The 16,777-nt window shown below is 39.7% G+C and carries 19 protein-coding genes and 2 other annotated features; of the genes, 2 read left to right on the forward strand and 17 right to left on the reverse strand.

Features of this window, described 5'->3' with window-relative positions; all coding sequences use genetic code 11:
- Positions 1-7: 7 nt before the first annotated feature.
- Both pheS and BK575_RS23505 read right to left on the reverse strand, forming a co-directional pair.
- Entirely contained in the window at positions 8-1,042 is a 1,035-nt protein-coding gene (gene pheS / locus BK575_RS23500) for a phenylalanine--tRNA ligase subunit alpha (protein ID WP_078413989.1), read from the reverse strand.
- 61 nt (positions 1,043-1,103) lie between these two features.
- Positions 1,104-1,337 (reverse strand) — a binding site (T-box leader).
- A 49-nt stretch (positions 1,338-1,386) separates the two neighbouring features.
- Entirely contained in the window at positions 1,387-2,145 is a 759-nt protein-coding gene (locus tag BK575_RS23505) for a TrmH family RNA methyltransferase (protein ID WP_078413990.1), read from the reverse strand.
- A gap of 231 nt (positions 2,146-2,376) precedes the next feature.
- On the opposite strand from BK575_RS23505, the gene sspI reads away from it, so the two are divergent.
- Positions 2,377-2,583, forward strand: coding sequence for a small acid-soluble spore protein SspI (gene sspI, locus BK575_RS23510; RefSeq protein WP_078413991.1), 207 nt, complete (start codon positions 2,377-2,379; stop codon positions 2,581-2,583).
- A gap of 132 nt (positions 2,584-2,715) precedes the next feature.
- Here the strand turns inward: sspI and BK575_RS23515 are convergent, their stop codons facing one another.
- The gene (locus tag BK575_RS23515) at positions 2,716-3,801 is read right to left on the reverse strand and encodes a M42 family metallopeptidase (RefSeq protein ID WP_078413992.1); all 1,086 of its coding nucleotides are present in this window, start codon (positions 3,799-3,801) and stop codon (positions 2,716-2,718) included.
- Between the two features lie 69 nt (positions 3,802-3,870).
- Positions 3,871-4,359, reverse strand: a complete 489-nt coding sequence (locus tag BK575_RS23520; RefSeq protein WP_078413993.1) for a dUTP diphosphatase — start codon at positions 4,357-4,359, stop codon at positions 3,871-3,873.
- A 293-nt stretch (positions 4,360-4,652) separates the two neighbouring features.
- On the opposite strand from BK575_RS23520, the gene BK575_RS23525 reads away from it, so the two are divergent.
- Positions 4,653-5,033, forward strand: a complete 381-nt coding sequence (locus BK575_RS23525) for a sigma-w pathway protein ysdB (RefSeq protein WP_078413994.1) — start codon at positions 4,653-4,655, stop codon at positions 5,031-5,033.
- 151 nt (positions 5,034-5,184) lie between these two features.
- Here BK575_RS23525 and BK575_RS23530 read toward each other — a convergent pair whose 3' ends face one another.
- The 13 genes from BK575_RS23530 to coaE all read right to left on the reverse strand — a co-directional run bounded on the left by BK575_RS23530 (position 5,185) and on the right by coaE (position 16,776).
- A complete protein-coding gene (locus BK575_RS23530) occupies positions 5,185-5,445 on the reverse strand; it encodes a DUF1294 domain-containing protein (protein ID WP_078414937.1) in 261 nt (86 codons plus the stop codon).
- 75 nt (positions 5,446-5,520) lie between these two features.
- Complete coding sequence (gene rplT, locus BK575_RS23535) at positions 5,521-5,877, reverse strand: 50S ribosomal protein L20 (RefSeq protein ID WP_078413995.1); 357 nt, start codon at positions 5,875-5,877, stop codon at positions 5,521-5,523.
- Positions 5,878-5,915: 38 nt separating this feature from the next.
- A complete protein-coding gene (rpmI, locus tag BK575_RS23540; protein ID WP_028395136.1) occupies positions 5,916-6,116 on the reverse strand; it encodes a 50S ribosomal protein L35 in 201 nt (66 codons plus the stop codon).
- 18 nt (positions 6,117-6,134) lie between these two features.
- Positions 6,135-6,689: a translation initiation factor IF-3 gene (gene infC, locus BK575_RS23545; RefSeq protein WP_078414938.1), complete on the reverse strand. Its 555-nt coding sequence runs from the start codon at positions 6,687-6,689 to the stop codon at positions 6,135-6,137.
- 22 nt (positions 6,690-6,711) lie between these two features.
- Positions 6,712-6,841: a sequence feature (ribosomal protein L20 leader region), on the reverse strand.
- Positions 6,842-7,057: 216 nt separating this feature from the next.
- Entirely contained in the window at positions 7,058-8,989 is a 1,932-nt protein-coding gene (gene thrS, locus BK575_RS23550) for a threonine--tRNA ligase (RefSeq protein WP_078413996.1), read from the reverse strand.
- Positions 8,990-9,401: 412 nt separating this feature from the next.
- Positions 9,402-10,274: a putative sporulation protein YtxC gene (gene ytxC, locus BK575_RS23555; protein ID WP_078413997.1), complete on the reverse strand. Its 873-nt coding sequence runs from the start codon at positions 10,272-10,274 to the stop codon at positions 9,402-9,404.
- A gap of 90 nt (positions 10,275-10,364) precedes the next feature.
- Entirely contained in the window at positions 10,365-11,294 is a 930-nt protein-coding gene (gene dnaI, locus BK575_RS23560) for a primosomal protein DnaI (RefSeq protein WP_078413998.1), read from the reverse strand.
- A 202-nt stretch (positions 11,295-11,496) separates the two neighbouring features.
- Positions 11,497-12,921 (reverse strand): replication initiation and membrane attachment family protein, encoded by a 1,425-nt coding sequence (locus BK575_RS23565; RefSeq protein ID WP_078413999.1) that lies wholly within the window; start codon positions 12,919-12,921, stop codon positions 11,497-11,499.
- 70 nt (positions 12,922-12,991) lie between these two features.
- On the reverse strand, positions 12,992-13,453 hold the full coding sequence (gene nrdR, locus BK575_RS23570; RefSeq protein WP_028395141.1) for a transcriptional regulator NrdR: 462 nt from the start codon (positions 13,451-13,453) through the stop codon (positions 12,992-12,994).
- 102 nt (positions 13,454-13,555) lie between these two features.
- Positions 13,556-13,942 (reverse strand): cytosolic protein, encoded by a 387-nt coding sequence (locus BK575_RS23575; protein ID WP_078414000.1) that lies wholly within the window; start codon positions 13,940-13,942, stop codon positions 13,556-13,558.
- Positions 13,943-14,122: 180 nt separating this feature from the next.
- Complete coding sequence (speD, locus tag BK575_RS23580; protein ID WP_078414001.1) at positions 14,123-14,503, reverse strand: adenosylmethionine decarboxylase; 381 nt, start codon at positions 14,501-14,503, stop codon at positions 14,123-14,125.
- 367 nt (positions 14,504-14,870) lie between these two features.
- Positions 14,871-15,902, reverse strand: coding sequence for a glyceraldehyde-3-phosphate dehydrogenase (locus BK575_RS23585; RefSeq protein ID WP_078414002.1), 1,032 nt, complete (start codon positions 15,900-15,902; stop codon positions 14,871-14,873).
- Positions 15,903-16,161: 259 nt separating this feature from the next.
- Entirely contained in the window at positions 16,162-16,776 is a 615-nt protein-coding gene (gene coaE / locus BK575_RS23590) for a dephospho-CoA kinase (RefSeq protein ID WP_078414003.1), read from the reverse strand.
- Between the last annotated feature and the right edge of the window lies 1 nt (position 16,777).

The raw sequence follows: 16,777 nt of genomic DNA on the forward strand, positions 1-16,777 counted from the left end.
CCCTCCTTTATGCTCGCTTAAATTGTTGTAAGAAACGTACATCATTTGTATAGAAATGACGAATATCATCTACGCCGTACTTTAACATCGCAATGCGCTCCGGCCCCATACCGAAAGCGAATCCTTGGTATTTTTTCGAATCATAACCGGCCATTTCAAGCACGTTCGGATGAACCATCCCGGCACCTAAAATTTCAATCCAGCCTGTTTTCTTACATACGTTACAACCTTTGCCGCTGCACTTATGGCAAGATACGTCTACCTCGACAGACGGCTCTGTAAACGGGAAGAAGCTAGGACGAAGACGGATTTCACGTTCTTCACCAAACATTTTTTTAGCAAACACTTCAAGTGTACCTTTTAAATCGCTCATGCGAATGTTTTCATCGATGACAAGACCCTCAATTTGTGTGAACTGATGGGAATGCGTCGCATCATCATTATCGCGGCGATACACTTTACCAGGGCAGATGATTTTAATTGGTCCTTTTCCTTCATTTTTCTCCATCGTGCGAGCTTGTACCGGAGATGTATGGGTGCGAAGTAAAATCTCCTCTGTAATATAGAAGGAATCTTGCATATCGCGTGCAGGGTGACCTTTTGGCAAGTTTAATGCTTCAAAGTTGTAATAGTCTTTCTCTACTTCAGGACCTTCTGCAATCGAATAGCCCATCCCTAAAAATAAGTCTTCAATTTCTTCTACCACCGCTGTTAACGGATGGTGATTTCCAACTTTGACAGGACGACCAGGCAGCGTCACATCAATAGTCTCAGATGCTAATCTTTGCTCGACTTCCGCTTGCTCCAGCCCTTTTTGCTTTGCTTCCAGACTTGAAGCAATTGCTTCACGAACGTCATTTGCCAATGCTCCCATGACAGGACGCTCCTCAGCCGATAATTTCCCCATTCCACGCAAAACCTCTGTGATAGGTCCCTTTTTTCCAAGATAAGCAACACGCACATCGTTTAGCGCTTTTAAATCAGTTGCCGCTTCAATCTTTGCAATCGCTTCTTGCTGCAGCTCTTTCAAACGTTCTTTCATGCTCAATCTTCCTCCTTTATATGATCCAGCTTTTCATGAAAATACAAAAAACCTCCTCCCGGAAAGGGACGAGGTTTGATCGCGGTACCACCCTTATTTACGGCAAAACAAACATATGCCGTACAACTTAAGCTACATAACGGTATAAACCGGAACACCTTTACATCTGGTTGATGGTCCAAGTGTCAGCTCAGGAGGCGAATTCACTTATGTCTACCATAAAAATGCTTTCAGTCACGGCATTTTCTCCCTAAATGGCGCGTAATAAGCTACTGTTCTCCGTCTTTGCTTTTTCATATGTAATTCATTTTCTTTATTATATGGAAAATGAATTGATGTTGCAACTACCTGCCGCGTAAATAATACAGCAAAATACCTGCTGCGACTGCTACATTGAGCGACTCACTCTTCCCGTAAATGGGAATATACAAATTTTCATCCGTCTGTTTCAATAACGAATCGGCCACTCCGCTTCCTTCATTCCCTACGAGAAGAGCAAAGGAATGGCTTGGCTGAACATCCATATAAGGTTTTGCATCCTTTAAGGACGTGCCATAAATGGAAATGCCTCGATTTTTAAGAATGGGAATAATCTCTTCCAGCTGCCCTTTAATAATCGGCAAATGAAAAATGGCCCCTTGAGTCGAACGAATCACCTTGCTATTGTATAAATCGACACTTCCTGCTCCGACTACTACCAATTCCACTCCAGCGGCATCCGCCGTTCGGAGCATCGCACCCAAATTCCCAGGATCTTGAACAGAGTCAATTAACAGAATTTTGTTCAGCCCTTCGGGAATCTCATCGTTCTTTTGCTGATAGCAAACCGCAGCCATTCCTTGAGGGGTTTCTGTATCTGAAATGGCCTTCATAATATCATTGGCAACTACAGTGATGGAGACATCATCTACATTCCATCCGGAAGGAATACTCACTTCTTCTGATACAATGAGTTCTTTTACCGCTTGTTTTGTTCGCAGCGCCTCTTCGACTAAATGATAGCCTTCCACTAAAAATAAACCGTTTTTATCTCGTTCTTTTTTTGTATGCAGTTTTTTCCACACTTTCACTTGTGGATTTTTAACTGAATCGATTCGTTTCACTTGCTCGTTCTCCTTTTTATATCCATTCAATTTAATATTCCAATATGTATTATTGCTTTGCTTCTATCCATGTTGTATACAACTCTTAAACGTTTTCTTATAAACAGCTGACAAGCTTGCGTATGCAAGCTTGTCAGCTGTTTATATTATATCGTAATTCTTCTTACATAGAAAATCAGAATAAGACTCACAATAACAGTGTAATTTCACACTAAATTTGAGGTGATGAAAATGAGTTTAAATTTACGAAATGCCATTATATCAAACGTTTCCGGAAATTCACAGCAAGAACTTGAAGCAACTATTATGGATGCTATCCAAAGCGGCGAAGAAAAAATGCTTCCAGGCTTAGGCGTTTTATTTGAAGTCATCTGGAAAAATTCAAACGAGCAAGACAAAAACGAAATGCTGACAACTCTTGAAAAAGGACTCCAATAAGAAAATCAGAAAAGACGGTTGGCTCCCCAACCGTCTCTTTTTATTACAACACTTGTAATTATACCTGCTTTGAGCTCTCCGTTCTTACATCTTAAATAAGCCCTCAAAAGTTCGCTCATAAGCGGATTTATATTAATTGAAAGTAATGTTTTTTACTGTCTCTTCATCTAATCGTTTAATCACTTCCACAATGAGCTTCACCGCATTTTCATAATCATCCCGGTGAAGCATCGCTGCATGGGAGTGAATGTATCGCGTAGCAATAGTAATGGACAAGGCAGGTACTCCGTTTGCTGAAACGTGGATAGCACCTGAGTCTGTACCGCCGCCTGCCATGGAATCGAATTGATATGGAATATTCAATTCATCAGCTGTATCCGTCACAAAATCACGTAAGCCCTTATGAGAAACCATGGAAGCATCATATAAAATGATTTGCGGGCCTTTGCCCATTTTCCCCATCGCTTCTTTCTCGGATACGCCAGGTGTGTCTCCCGCAATCCCAACATCTACACCAAACGCAATGTCAGGCTGAATAAAGTTCGCTGACGTTTTCGCGCCGCGCAGTCCCACTTCTTCTTGAACAGTCCCGACACCGTAGACAATATTCGGGTGATCTGTACCTTTTAATTGCTTTAAAACATCGATAGCAATAGCACAACCTATGCGGTTGTCCCACGCTTTCGCCAACAACATTTTTTCATTATTTAATACAGTGAATTCAAAATAAGGGACAACTTGATCGCCCGGTCGGATACCCCACTCCATCGCTTCCTCTTTGCTGGATGCTCCAATATCGATGAACATATCTTTTATTTCAACCGGCTTTTTACGTGCTTCCGGCGATAAAATATGAGGCGGTTTGGAACCAATAACTCCTGTCACATCTCCCTTTTTCGTCACAACCGTCACACGCTGGGCAAGCATCACTTGAGACCACCAGCCGCCAACTGTCTGAAAACGAAGGAATCCTTTATCATCAATTTGGGTAATCATAAAGCCCACTTCATCCAAGTGACCGGCGACCATGATTTTGGGGCCATTTTCTTTCCCTGTTTTTTTAGCGATTAAGCTTCCTAACCCATCTGTTGTCACTTCATCCGCATAAGGTTCAATATACTTTTTCATCACGTCGCGCGGTTCACGTTCATTTCCCGGAATCCCTTTGGCATCTGTCAAATCCTTGAGCATTGTCAATGTTTCATCCAATTTCTCCATAATATACATAAACCTCCTTATTGAACACACATTACTAATATTATACAGAACTATCACTTAAAAAACGAATTAGTAGCCTTGCTCTTGCCTTTGAAAGTTTACTTCGTTTTTCGCAACATACGCTCGCTTCACATCTTCTGTGGAAAACCCGAGCAATTCACCTAATATTAAGTATTGCGAAAACATGTTAATGTATGTATCTTGTGACATATTTGTTTGAAAATGCGAGACGCACTCATATACTTTTAAAAATTGTTCTGTTAATGTGTGATTCATTTTTGCTGTCGGAATGTTGATGTGTTCCTCGATTTTCAACTCAAGGCCAAGAGATAATAGGAAGTGGATACCATCTACATATTCTTCTAAAATGGTTTCATTCGCTGCCGGCGGCTTCACGCTCCAAAACTTAAAGCAGCGTGTTTCATTTGCAAGCTCCCCCACCTCTACTAATAAAGCTAAAATTTTTCGTTCCACTAATCTCTCTTGCTGCAGCCCATGCTTCTCCTCAATATGCTGATCGAGCTGTCTCTGCATCTCGAATAACTGTTCAAAATTCATCCTATTTGCTCCTTCTTTCAATAATGATAAGTCCTAACATTAATTTGGTCTGGGCCCTTTTTTAAGCTTTTGGGGTTTCCCATCTTGAATAAACGAAAAAGGTCTTCGTATAAGCGGCTGGCAAGAGCCCGAAGGGAGCTTGCCAGCCGCTTATGCGTAACTCATTTGATGTGTATGTTTTTTATACACACCAAATGAGTTATGTAATAAAATTATAGCAAATCGGAGGAAACTTGAAACCTTTTGAGAATTTCTACGTAAAGTAGAGAAATATGGAATAAGGAGGGACAAGAATGATTGTTGTGCTATTGCGTCTGCTCATTATCGCCGCTTTTTTCTATCTTATTTATAAAGCGGTTCGTTACTTTACCGATCCCATGCGAAAACTTGAACATGCACATGAGAAAAAAGAATTTCGCCTCCTGGATGAAAAGGGAAATGTTCGCAAAAACTTTTTGCTCACATATAAAGGGGTATTATTTGAAGGAGAAAAATATTTAGGAACTACTCCTGACTCATTTGAGGTCATTTCAATTATTATCTCTATCCGTGATACAGAAAAGTTGGAAGGACTCTCACGCGTTGATTTTTCAAGAATTGAACAAGAAGTGCAATTTTTATATCCTTACGCCAAGCTGGAGTGGAAAAGTCCCATCAAAGAGTTCCTTCAATGAGAAGAGCCAAGCCATAAAAATATATGGCTTGGCTCTTCTCAGCTGAATCGTGATCAAGAATTAGTGAAAATCCATAATCCGTTGACGATTCGTTGTTGAAGACTTCGGAATACAATATACCTTTATTGCTTTTTCACTTGAAACTAATTTCTTATAACAAGATAAATAAAAGAAAAATATGAATAATGGCAATGAGCGGAAGACCCACTTTGAATTGCAAATGCTTTGTTTTATGGCGAAACATGTGCATTCCTAAAGCTGACCCAACGGCACCTCCAGCTAATGAACAAAGCCAGATAGTGGACTCTTTAATTCGCCACTGGCGATTTTTCGCCCTGTTTTTATCGACAACCATCAGTGTGATTCCCGCTATGTTGACACATAGATAATAAACTAGCCAAAAATCCTTCATCCTGTATGCTCCTTTAGGGGAATTGTCCATATAACGAGGAAAAGCCTCCTTCTTTGAAAGAAGGAGGCTTTTGAATTATTTCAAGTTGCTTTTTGCAACTGTTGCTAATTCAGCGAATGCTTTTTCATCGCTAACAGCTAGCTCAGCTAACATTTTACGGTTAACTTCGATACCAGCTACTTTTAAACCGTGCATTAAACGGCTGTAAGAAAGACCGTTCATACGAGCAGCAGCGTTGATACGAGTGATCCATAATTTACGGAAGTCGCGTTTTTTCTGGCGACGGTCACGGTAAGCATACATTAAAGATTTCATTACTTGCTGGTTAGCAACTTTGTATAATGTATGTTTAGAACCGAAATAACCTTTTGCTAATTTTAAAACTTTTTTACGACGTTTGCGTGTTACTGTACCGCCTTTTACACGTGGCATAGTTGTTTCCCTCCTGTATTGTCTATCTTAAACCGAAATTATTTCATGTTAACTAATAAGAAACGGATGCGTTTGTAATCGCCTGTGCTTACTACAGCACCTTTGCGAAGTTTACGCTTTTGCTTTGTTGATTTGTTAGCAAATAAGTGGCTTGTGTAAGCATGAGAACGTTTAAGCTTACCAGATCCAGTTTTCTTGAAACGCTTTGCAGCGCCGCGGTGAGTTTTCATTTTTGGCATGATGTGTTCCTCCTCGTCTTATTGCTTTTCATTTTTTGGTGCTAAAACTAAGAACATGCTGCGTCCGTCCATTTTAGGAGCAGCCTCTATTGATCCTACATCCGCACAAGCTTCTGAGAAACGGTCAAGTACTCGCTGACCGATTTCCTTATGCGTAATTGCACGACCCTTAAAGCGAATGCTCGCTTTCACTTTATCGCCTTTTTCAAGGAACTTACGCGCATTGCGAAGTTTCGTATCAAAGTCATGCTGGTCGATTGTCGGACTTAAACGAACTTCTTTTAAGCTGATAATCTTTTGATTTTTACGAGCTTCCTTATCTTTCTTCTGTTGCTCGAAGCGGAATTTACCGTAATCCATAATTCGGCATACCGGCGGTTTCGCATTTGGAGCAACCATCACAAGATCCTGATTTACTCGCACAGCAATTTCTAATGCTTCTTGCTTCGTTTTAATTCCTAATTGTTCCCCGTTTTGGTCGATTAAACGAACTTCGCGGGCACGAATGCCCTCGTTCACCATCATATCCTTGCTAATAAGTAGCCACCTCCAAGGTTTTATCGTCGAATACATGGTTTGAGCAGCCGCACGCCAGCCCACAAAAAAAGTGTGGGCACATACTGCACCCACACTTTATATTTACAAATAAGTAAATAGTCAAATTCATACCTGCCAACTGCTGCATGCGTCAATCAGGTGAGAAGCGGGTGCTTCTGCTTTTACACAAACAAGTATTCAATTACCTTTCAGAATTGTAACATGCTTATCCAGCTATGTCAATTAAGAAAGCTACTCTAATCGCAACAAAAATAATTCTAACAGAATTATTGTATCAGCGCAATAACTTTTTTTCTTTTAGATTGTTTTCGTAAACATTGTTACTTTTGGACCGTGACACGGTCTAAAAGTAACAGCAACAATCTTTGAGAAAAGAGCCTTTTTTATCTTGCTACCTCTTGTTTTAACAAAGAAATAAATTGTTCAAAGTCAATTGTCTCTGACTTTTGCTCACCATATTTACGCACGTTTACCGCGCCTTCTTCCACCTCTTTATCGCCCACTACAAGCATGTAAGGTATTTTTTGCATTTGCGCTTCACGGATTTTGTAGCCGATTTTTTCGTCACGCTCGTCTAATTCTACACGGAAGCCTTCAAGCTGTAGTTTTTCTTGGACTTGTTTCGCATATTCCAAGTGTACCCCAGGGGATACAGGGATCACCTGTACTTGAACCGGCGCTAACCAAGTCGGGAACGCCCCTTTATATTCTTCGATTAAAAACGCAACAAAGCGTTCCATCGTCGATACAACACCTCGGTGGATAACAACCGGACGATGCTGCTTGCCGTCTTCTCCCACATAAGTCAAATCGAAACGCTCTGGCTGCAAGAAATCCAGCTGTACTGTTGATAATGTTTCATCCTTGCCAAGTGCTGTACGAACTTGAACATCGAGCTTCGGACCATAGAATGCAGCTTCGCCCTCTGCTTCATAATAGTCTAAACCAAGTTCATCCATCGCTTCCTTCAGCATGCCTTGTGCCTTTGCCCACATTGCATCATCATCATAATACTTTTCTGTGTCTTGAGGGTCACGGTAAGATAAGCGGAAAGTATAATCATTTAAGCCAAAATCTTTATAGACCTCCAACACTAAGTTAACGACACGCTTAAACTCATCCTTGATTTGATCCGGACGCACAAAAATATGAGCGTCGTTCAATGTCATCCCGCGTACACGCTGAAGCCCCGATAATGCACCTGACATTTCATAACGGTGCATTGTACCAAGCTCAGCAATACGAATCGGCAATTGGCGATAGCTGTGAATTTCATTTTTGTAAACCATCATATGGTGAGGACAGTTCATTGGGCGAAGAACAAGCTGTTCATTGTCCATTTCCATCGCCGGGAACATGCCTTCCTGATAATGCCCCCAGTGACCGGAAGTTTTATAAAGTTCGACACTTCCCAATACCGGTGTATATACATGCTGATAACCTAGACGTTCTTCTTTATCCACAATGTAACGTTCAATGACGCGGCGAATCGCGGCACCTTTCGGAAGCCATAATGGAAGGCCTTGTCCCACTTTTTGAGAGTTGGTAAATAAGTTCAACTCTTTTCCAAGTTTGCGGTGATCGCGCTCTTTTGCCTCTTCTAATAAACGAAGATGCTCCGCTAAATCTTCTTTTTTGAAGAAAGCTGTACCGTAAATGCGCTGAAGCATTTTGTTTTTGCTGTCACCGCGCCAGTACGCACCGGCAATGCTTAACAACTTGAATTCTTTGATTTTGCCTGTTGACGGAACGTGAACCCCGCGGCAAAGATCGAAAAATTCGCCTTGTTCATAAATTGACAACGTTTCACCAGCAGGAATCACTTCAATCAGCTCAAGCTTCAGGTTATCGCCAAGCTCTTCGTAAAGCTTTATTGCATCTTCACGAGACACTTCTTTACGAACGATTTCCAAGTTTTCGTTTACAATCTTTTTCATTTCTTTTTCAATGTTGGCCAGATCTTCTGGAGTAATTGACTCTTCCATATCAATGTCATAATAGAAACCATTTTCAATAACAGGACCAATCCCCAACTTCACATCTTTATATAAACGTTTAATCGCTTGAGCCATTAGATGAGCTGTACTATGGCGCATGATTTCCAGTGCATCTTTTGTATCTTGTGTGACAATCTCAATCGCTCCGTCTTCTTGAAGCGGTGTACGTAAATCGACAAGTTCACCGTTCCATTTTCCAGCGATGGATTTTTTCTTTAATCCCGGGCTGATCGAACCGGCAATGTCTTCTGTTGTCGAACCTTTCGGAAACTCCTTTACAGCACCATCTGGAAATGAAATTTTAATCATATCAGACATGTTGTTACACTCCTTTTGTTATAAAAAATTCAATAAAAAATGGGAATTACGCTCTTAAAACGAGTGAAAGAGGACGAATCCCGCTATATCCCTCGTTTGTTGAACAAATAAAAAAACCCGTCCCTAAAAGAAGGGACGAGTATATTTCACTATATCGTGGTTCCACCCTTGTTCCTGCTTCGGCGAATGATCAGCGGCGAAACAGCTCAAGAATTGATAACGGCAATACCGTCAGTAATTACTGGAATACATTATTCGTTCACTACTGAAGTTTAGAGGCGGTAAGTTTATTTTTCGTGTTAGGAAGCTTGCAGCCGTGGCCTCCCTCTCTGTAAACCGTAAAAATACACTCATGTCCTCATCATAACTTTGTATCATATAAGAATATGTGTTCATTATAAGTTCTTTATTTCTAGAAATCAACCTCTAGTCCATACTTGTTTTCATATACTAAGTTAAAGTTTCGCTTCGGACGAATTGTCACGTTTTCTTGAAAAATGTTTTGAATCGTAAAAAAGATGGAATGGGACGGACTGTCCGTATAAATATAAATATGGGAAGGAGCCATCGCTAAAAGCGGTTGAATCACATGCTCGTCTATGTACAGTGTTTGATGATACGAAACCAATTCTTCCCTGTAATGTTTTCTCTGTTCTTCCTTAATTTCTAAAAGCTGCTCATCATAAAAATAAAACTGCTCATCATGCACAACATGAATACAATTTGCTTTAGGGGCTTGGGTGGCAGCCACATGACGGAGCTGCTCCAATAAGTCTTGATAATCTTGTTCCAACTTATACTCATCGATGCCCAATTCCACATAATACATAAGGCGCTTGACATAATCTTTCAATCGAAATTGCATAAAAGACTCAAATGTAAAGGTCACATTTCCAATAATGAAGCGTTGTAAAGAGTCTGTGATCAGTTCCTCTTTTGATTGAAAAAAGCCTTTCTTTGGAATACCTTCCCGCTCTCCATCCATAACAGAATGAATCATCGCCATAATCTGCAGCCGTTCTTCTTCATCTGTATAAAAAAACATTTCTTGCAGGATACTCATCATGATTTCTTGTTCCTTGTACATCAATACATAATCTTTCAATACGGGAATGACTAATTTCTCTATCACGACTTCCTGATTCGAGGACGGGTCAATCGTCAATAATTTCGGTTCGATTAACTGAAAGCATTGATCCAAATATAATAAAGCGCTTTGACGCGCACATAACCATTCATAAATTATTCGTGCGTCTTTTTCACATCGAAAAAATACCTTGATCAATCATATCCCCCCTTTAGGACACGCTTATTATTAATATGTATATGGGGGTTTCCGCAAAAAATGAGCAAGTATAGGCTACTTGCTCATTTTTTACTCTCTTTTATTTCGTCCCGCCGCTTCCACAGGAATAGAAAGAGCTTTAATTCGTTCCATAATTCGTGCCGCTTTGACTTTTTCTTCCTCTCCCCTCTGTGTATAAGTCAAATGATGTTCCATTTCACTTAAGTTTAAATTGGAGGTGAAAAAAGTCGGTAAATTTTCCAGCATACGAAATTGCAGAATGGCTCCAAGTACATCGTCTCTCATCCAACTTGTAACTGACTCCGCTCCGATATCATCCAGCATCAACACAGGTGCTTTCTTGACAAATTCAATCTTTTCATTAAATGTCTGATCTTGAAAGGAACCTTTTAACTCCCTTAAAAATTCCGGTAAATAAACGATAAGGGATCGTACTTTTTGCTCCGCTAACTGATTGGCAATCGCTCCTAACAAATATGTTTTTCCGACACCGAATGGACCATATAAATAAAGCCCCTTCATTTTCTTGTCAGGATCATAATTTCTTACAAATTCGTGGGCTAATTTGATGGCTTCAATCCGCCCTTGTTCGATTTCAATATCAGCCAGAGAAGCTCGCAGAATATCTTTGGGTACGTATAGACTTTGAATGAAGGCTTCCTGCTCTTTTCGCTCATCTTCGCGAACCTTACTTGGACATCGCTCGTACTGCAAATCAATAACCTTTCCCTGAATAACTAAACGGGGTTGATATCCTTGAAGCATGTTGATACATTTTCCAAGTGATTCACAACGTTCACAGCGCCGGCTTTGTGTCGTGTACTCATACAATTTAATTAAACTTCGATCAAGCATTTGTTCATCTATCGTTTCTTGATGTTCCTTGATAAAAGCTCTGATATCAGAATCTTTCATCACTTGTTTTTTCAATGATTGAAACCTTTGCTGAAAATCTTCTTTTTTAACTAAGTCTTGTAAAGCATTATTTATTCGCTGCACTTTTCTCTCACCACTTTCTGGTTCATTAATCTAAAGGAAACTTCCATCAGTGTGAGTTTTCCTTCATCACCCACTGATGGTTAGTTAGGCCCGCACGATGCGGGATAAATTCTACTAAATCATTGGACATTTCTTCATTCCATTTAGTGACATTTATAATCGGTGGTCCAGGAAATAACACTTTCCTTGTTGCAGTTTCATTTTATGGCTGTTTGGGCTGACGATATTGTTTGAGCTCTTCTTCCAACTTGCGTTTTTCTTCTTCAAAATCTAAAACGGCAGGTATTTCTTCTTTTACCGGCTCTTTCTTTTCTTCCTTTTGATTTTGAAGCCAATCTGGCACCTTTTCCTTTCGTACAGATTTTTTAGTGCTTGAGCGTTTTGTTTGCTTTGATTCCGTCCATTTTTGGTACTGTTTATGCTCACGCTTTGCCAAATCCATCGCTTCTTTGACCGTCTGGATATTTTTTCTTGCCCAGTGGCTTGCGATTTTTTCGACGTACGCTTTCGAAAGCTTCATATCCGACCGTAACATGACATAATAAATCAAGACATTAGCGACACCTGGCATTAATTTTTGCTGAAATAATACATCTTCTATAATTTGCAAGTCTGCTTTGGCCGGCTCTGCTCCCCCTGATAATTCTACCAACAGCTGTTTTGGAGAAATCAATTCTAACTGACGAATCAGCTGCTCCTCTTGCGTCTCTGGCTCTTTCTCTTTCATCGTCCGCAAAGTCGGTGGCTGAACCCGTTCCACAAGATGAGGAAGCTGGTCTCCCTGTTCAAATTGATAAAAATCACGGGAAGCTTTCCTCAGCAATTCAATGTCGATTTGATCATTCTCATCCAATGACTGAAGGACTACGTTTTTCATTTGCAGAGGGTCAATGCCATATAAGAAGGCCAGTTTTTTTATCGCATTTTTTACCTTCGTTGTAATGGATTTTTTTGGTACAAGAGATTCACTAAGCCCTGCATAGAACAATTCAAAATTAAAGGTATCATCCTCAATATCGATTTGCGCTTTAGAAGAATTGGACATATATTGGAGGTAAGGATCTATCTCAAGATCTTGCTTCGCCTCTTCTCCGGTATTGCTAATCATTTGACTCGTATGAAGAGAGTAAAATACCTCATTAAAAGAACGGGTAATAGACTGGAATTCACCATGTTCCAATGAGCGATCCGAGAAATACGTTTTTACTTTTTGAAAAATCGTTTTTCCCAGCCGATTATAGAGATAAATATTTAATACACCATCATTAAAAAACTGTTCGGGGGTCAACGGAGGAATGAGCTCATACACAAATAAGCGGCTGTCACCCTCTTGCCTCACATACGTTTTTAATAATCCAATTCCCTCCAATTTCATACGTTCTTCATAAATACTTTTTAAATTTGTTTGCATCATCGCCATTAACGAATGGTGAGTGGCTTCTCTTCCCCATAAACGATCTTGTTCCAATTCACTCCAAAGGGTCATATATAAACTAAAGCATAAAGAACCAATCAACGGCTGATAAAGCATCGTTAATATTTTACGGTCATAATCTTGAAGAATGCCGTTTGAGCGGACTATATACCGGTCTACAGGAATTAATTCTTTCCAATGCTGTTCTGTCATATTATTCGAACCTTTCTTTACAATCCATAAAGCTAAAAAAAGAGCTTTAAGGAATCCTTATGAGCTCTTTTTACGCGCGTTCTTTTTTTATTAATTCTTTTAACTCATCAATAAATACATTGATATCTTTAAATTGTCGGTAAACAGAAGCAAAACGTACATAGGCTACTTCATCAATCTTTGCCAAACGCTCCATTACCATTTCACCTACTGATTCTGATTGAACTTCAGCTGCTCCCTGGCTGCGCAGCTCTTTTTCAATATCAAAGATCGTATCTTCAAGCTGCTTTAAAGTAACAGGACGCTTTTCACACGCCTTGATCAATCCGCGCAATAATTTATCTTTGCTAAATTCTTCTCTTGCTCCATCCTTTTTAACGACGATAAGAGGAGTTTCCTCCACTTTCTCAAACGTTGTAAATCGATAATGGCATTGTTCGCATTCGCGTCTTCTTCGAATAGACCGTCCTTCTTCAATAGGACGAGAGTCTAATACTCTTGTTCCATTAAAATGACAAGAAGGGCACTTCATTCTCTCAGCTCCAATAATTTCTTTTATTTTCATCTTATAGAAAATGACGTACGAATACAAGACTATCCTACGCAAATCTGACGATTACTTCTTTATGGACCATCATCTTTTGGACAACACCATCTGTTTGTCAAGAAGTTCATACATTTTTTTGACCAACGCCTTACTGTAGCCGAAGTCCATCGGGAGGAGGGTCGTTTCTGTCGTAACAGAGAAATCGACAGCCGTCTCAAACGGTCTAACCGATACGATGCTTATCACCATAAAAGCCTTTTTTCCTTTTTTGACATTTACGCTCAATTCCCCGTATTCTTCAGTTGCCGACAACAGCTCAAAATCGTCCAGCCCTTCAATCAATTTCTTTACTTCAGTAAAAGTGTGGGCAGTCGTTGTTTTATAGTAATGTGTTCTCAATTGCAAATCCTGATGCTCGTCCGATGTTTCACAATGATTAGAGAATACTTGTTTTATAGATTGCAGCAAACCCATTACTTCAGCTCCTTTATAAATATTGCTTAAATTTCAGTATTACCTATGGGAGTTTACTCCATTTCAATTCATTCTTACATCCTTATAAGCGGTTGACAAGTGCCCTTGTCAACCGCTTATATATAATAAAAAAAGAGGTGCATAAAATACACCTCTCATCCGCTTTTAACATTTCATCCATTAAAGAGCTTTAACTTGTGCTTGTTTCACTTGGACAGGACCCATTCCGCGCGGCACTTCAATTGTTTCGCGTGTTTGAGCTCCTAGTGCTTCTGCAATATAGTCAGCAGCAATTGTAGGATCTAATTCTCCACATGTATATACATCGATGCTCGCATAACCATGCTCAGGAAAGCTGTGGATAGTTAAGTGTGATTCAGAAATAATGACGACACCACTTACACCTTGCGGAGCGAATTTGTGAAATGCTACTTCACGAACCTCAGCACCTGTTTTTAATGCAGCATCTACGAATGTTTTTTCAATATACTCAATATCATTTAACTTATCAAAATCGCAACCCCATAATTCCGAGATCACGTGACGACCCATTGTTTCCATAATAATACTTCCCCCTTTAACAAATTTTGATCGACTGTCCATGAAATCCTTTGCTATATGGAATGCCAACTACCACGGGGGAAAGTTAGTCCAGAGAGGTCCTAACCCTTTAAGTAGCCACATTGCCGAAGCGGCTTAAGAAGTTCACGAAAAATAGTATACTTTGTTTAATCTAATTTTGCAACACGTGATTTTCAATTTTTTCATGAATTCCTTTACAAATTATTCTAAAATGTTAAAGGGTGTGTTTGCATTTATCTATTACTGTAACCCAAAAAAATCAGGATAAACACCAAAATAAAATGCGCCTAACCTCATAATGGCTTAGGCGCATTTTTTCATTATTTATTATACAACAATGGGTGATTTAGCCAATCTTCACTACAGAGGGCTGGGCCATTTTGACTGCAATATATTTCACCAAATCCACCACTCTTGTTGAGTAGCCCCACTCGTTATCATACCAAGCAAGTACCTTTACTTTACGTCCATCCATAACCATTGTTGAAAGACCGTCTACAATGGCAGAATGAGAATTTGTATTAAAATCGATGGAAACAAGCGGTTCGACCGTGAAATCCACTATCCCCTTTAATGGGCCGTTAGCCGCTTTAGCAAATACTTCATTGATCTCGTCTACCGTTACATCCTTTTTAACATCTACCACTAAATCCACCAGCGATACGTTTGGTGTTGGTACACGCAATGCCATACCATGCAATTTCCCCTTCAAATGAGGTAATACTAATGATAAAGCTTTCGCTGCTCCAGTTGTAGTCGGAATGATAGACTGAGCGCAAGAGCGGGCACGTCGTAAATCTTTATGAGGATTGTCGATATTGTTTTGATCATTTGTATAAGCATGAACCGTTGTCATTAAACCATTTTCAATTCCAAACGCATCGTCTAACACCTTTACAACCGGTGCCAAACAGTTTGTTGTACAAGAAGCATTGGAGATAATGAAATGATTATCGATATCAAATTTTTGTTCATTGACCCCCATGACAATGGTTACATCTTCATCTTTTCCAGGAGCGGTTAATACTACTTTCTTTGCCCCAGCTTCTAAGTGAAGCTTCGCCTTGTCTCGTGAATTGAATTTACCTGTCGCTTCAATGACAAGATCAATATTTAAGTCTTTCCACGGTAAATTTAAAGGATCACGTGAGTTTAAAAGGCGAACCGTTTTACCGTTTACAATTAGAGCGCCATCCACTGGGATAACTTCTCCATCAAATTTACCGTGTACGGAATCATATTTTACTAAATGAGCCAGTGTCTCAGCCGGGTAGCTTGCATTAATGGCTACAACCTCAACATTTTCTTCATTGATGATATTACGAAACACCATTCTTCCTATTCTTCCGAAACCATTAATAGCAACCTTTGCTTTCATGGCTAATCCCCTCTCTATATATGTTATACTTATTCGTCGTTTATCACAAATAAAGTATAACACATTTAAAATGAAAACGGTTGATTAAAATGTCTAATTTCTAAAATAAAAATATTCTGAACAATAAAAAGATGGAGGAAACGGCATAAAAAACATACCGTTTCCCCCATTTTTTTAAATGTATTATTTTTATACAGCCTCAGGTTAAGCAATCATGCGGATTTTCTCGACACTATACATGTATAACGTAATGCTTCATTCAGCACGAATCCTCCACAACGACATTCCATTTCGAAAGCACATCTAATAGCTGCCCTTTCGTTTCTTCAATGGTACCGTTGTTACTGATAACCTCATCTGCAAGAGGCACTTTTTCCTGAAGGGGCATTTGTGATCGAATTCTCGCCTCTGCTTCTTCTTTTGTAAAATTGTTTCTGGCCATTAATCTTTCTAATTGAATGGAATCGTCGACAAACACAAGGAGTACCTTATCTACCAAGGATGTTAATTTACTTTCAAACAAAAGCGGGATATCCAGTACGACCGTTTCATATCCTTCTTGTAAAAAAAACTCCTTTTGTGCCAACATTGCTTTTCGAACTGCAGGATGGACGATTTGATTCAATAATTGTCTCTTTTCCTCATCTTGAAACACAATGGCTCCGAGTTTCGGACGATCCAGTTGTAAATCTTCCGCTAAAATGTCTGTTCCAAATGTACGTACGATATCTCTATAGGCCGGCCGATCTTTTTGTACGACTTCTTTGGCAATAACATCGGCATCAATAACAGGAATCGCAAGCTCCTTCAGCATGCCAGAGACCGTACTTTTTCCGCTTGCAATTCCTCCTGTTAAGCCTATAATAAGAGCCATA

This window comes from Priestia abyssalis, assembly GCF_002019595.1.
GTDB classification, from domain to species: Bacteria; Bacillota; Bacilli; order Bacillales; family Bacillaceae_H; genus Bacillus_BA; species Bacillus_BA abyssalis.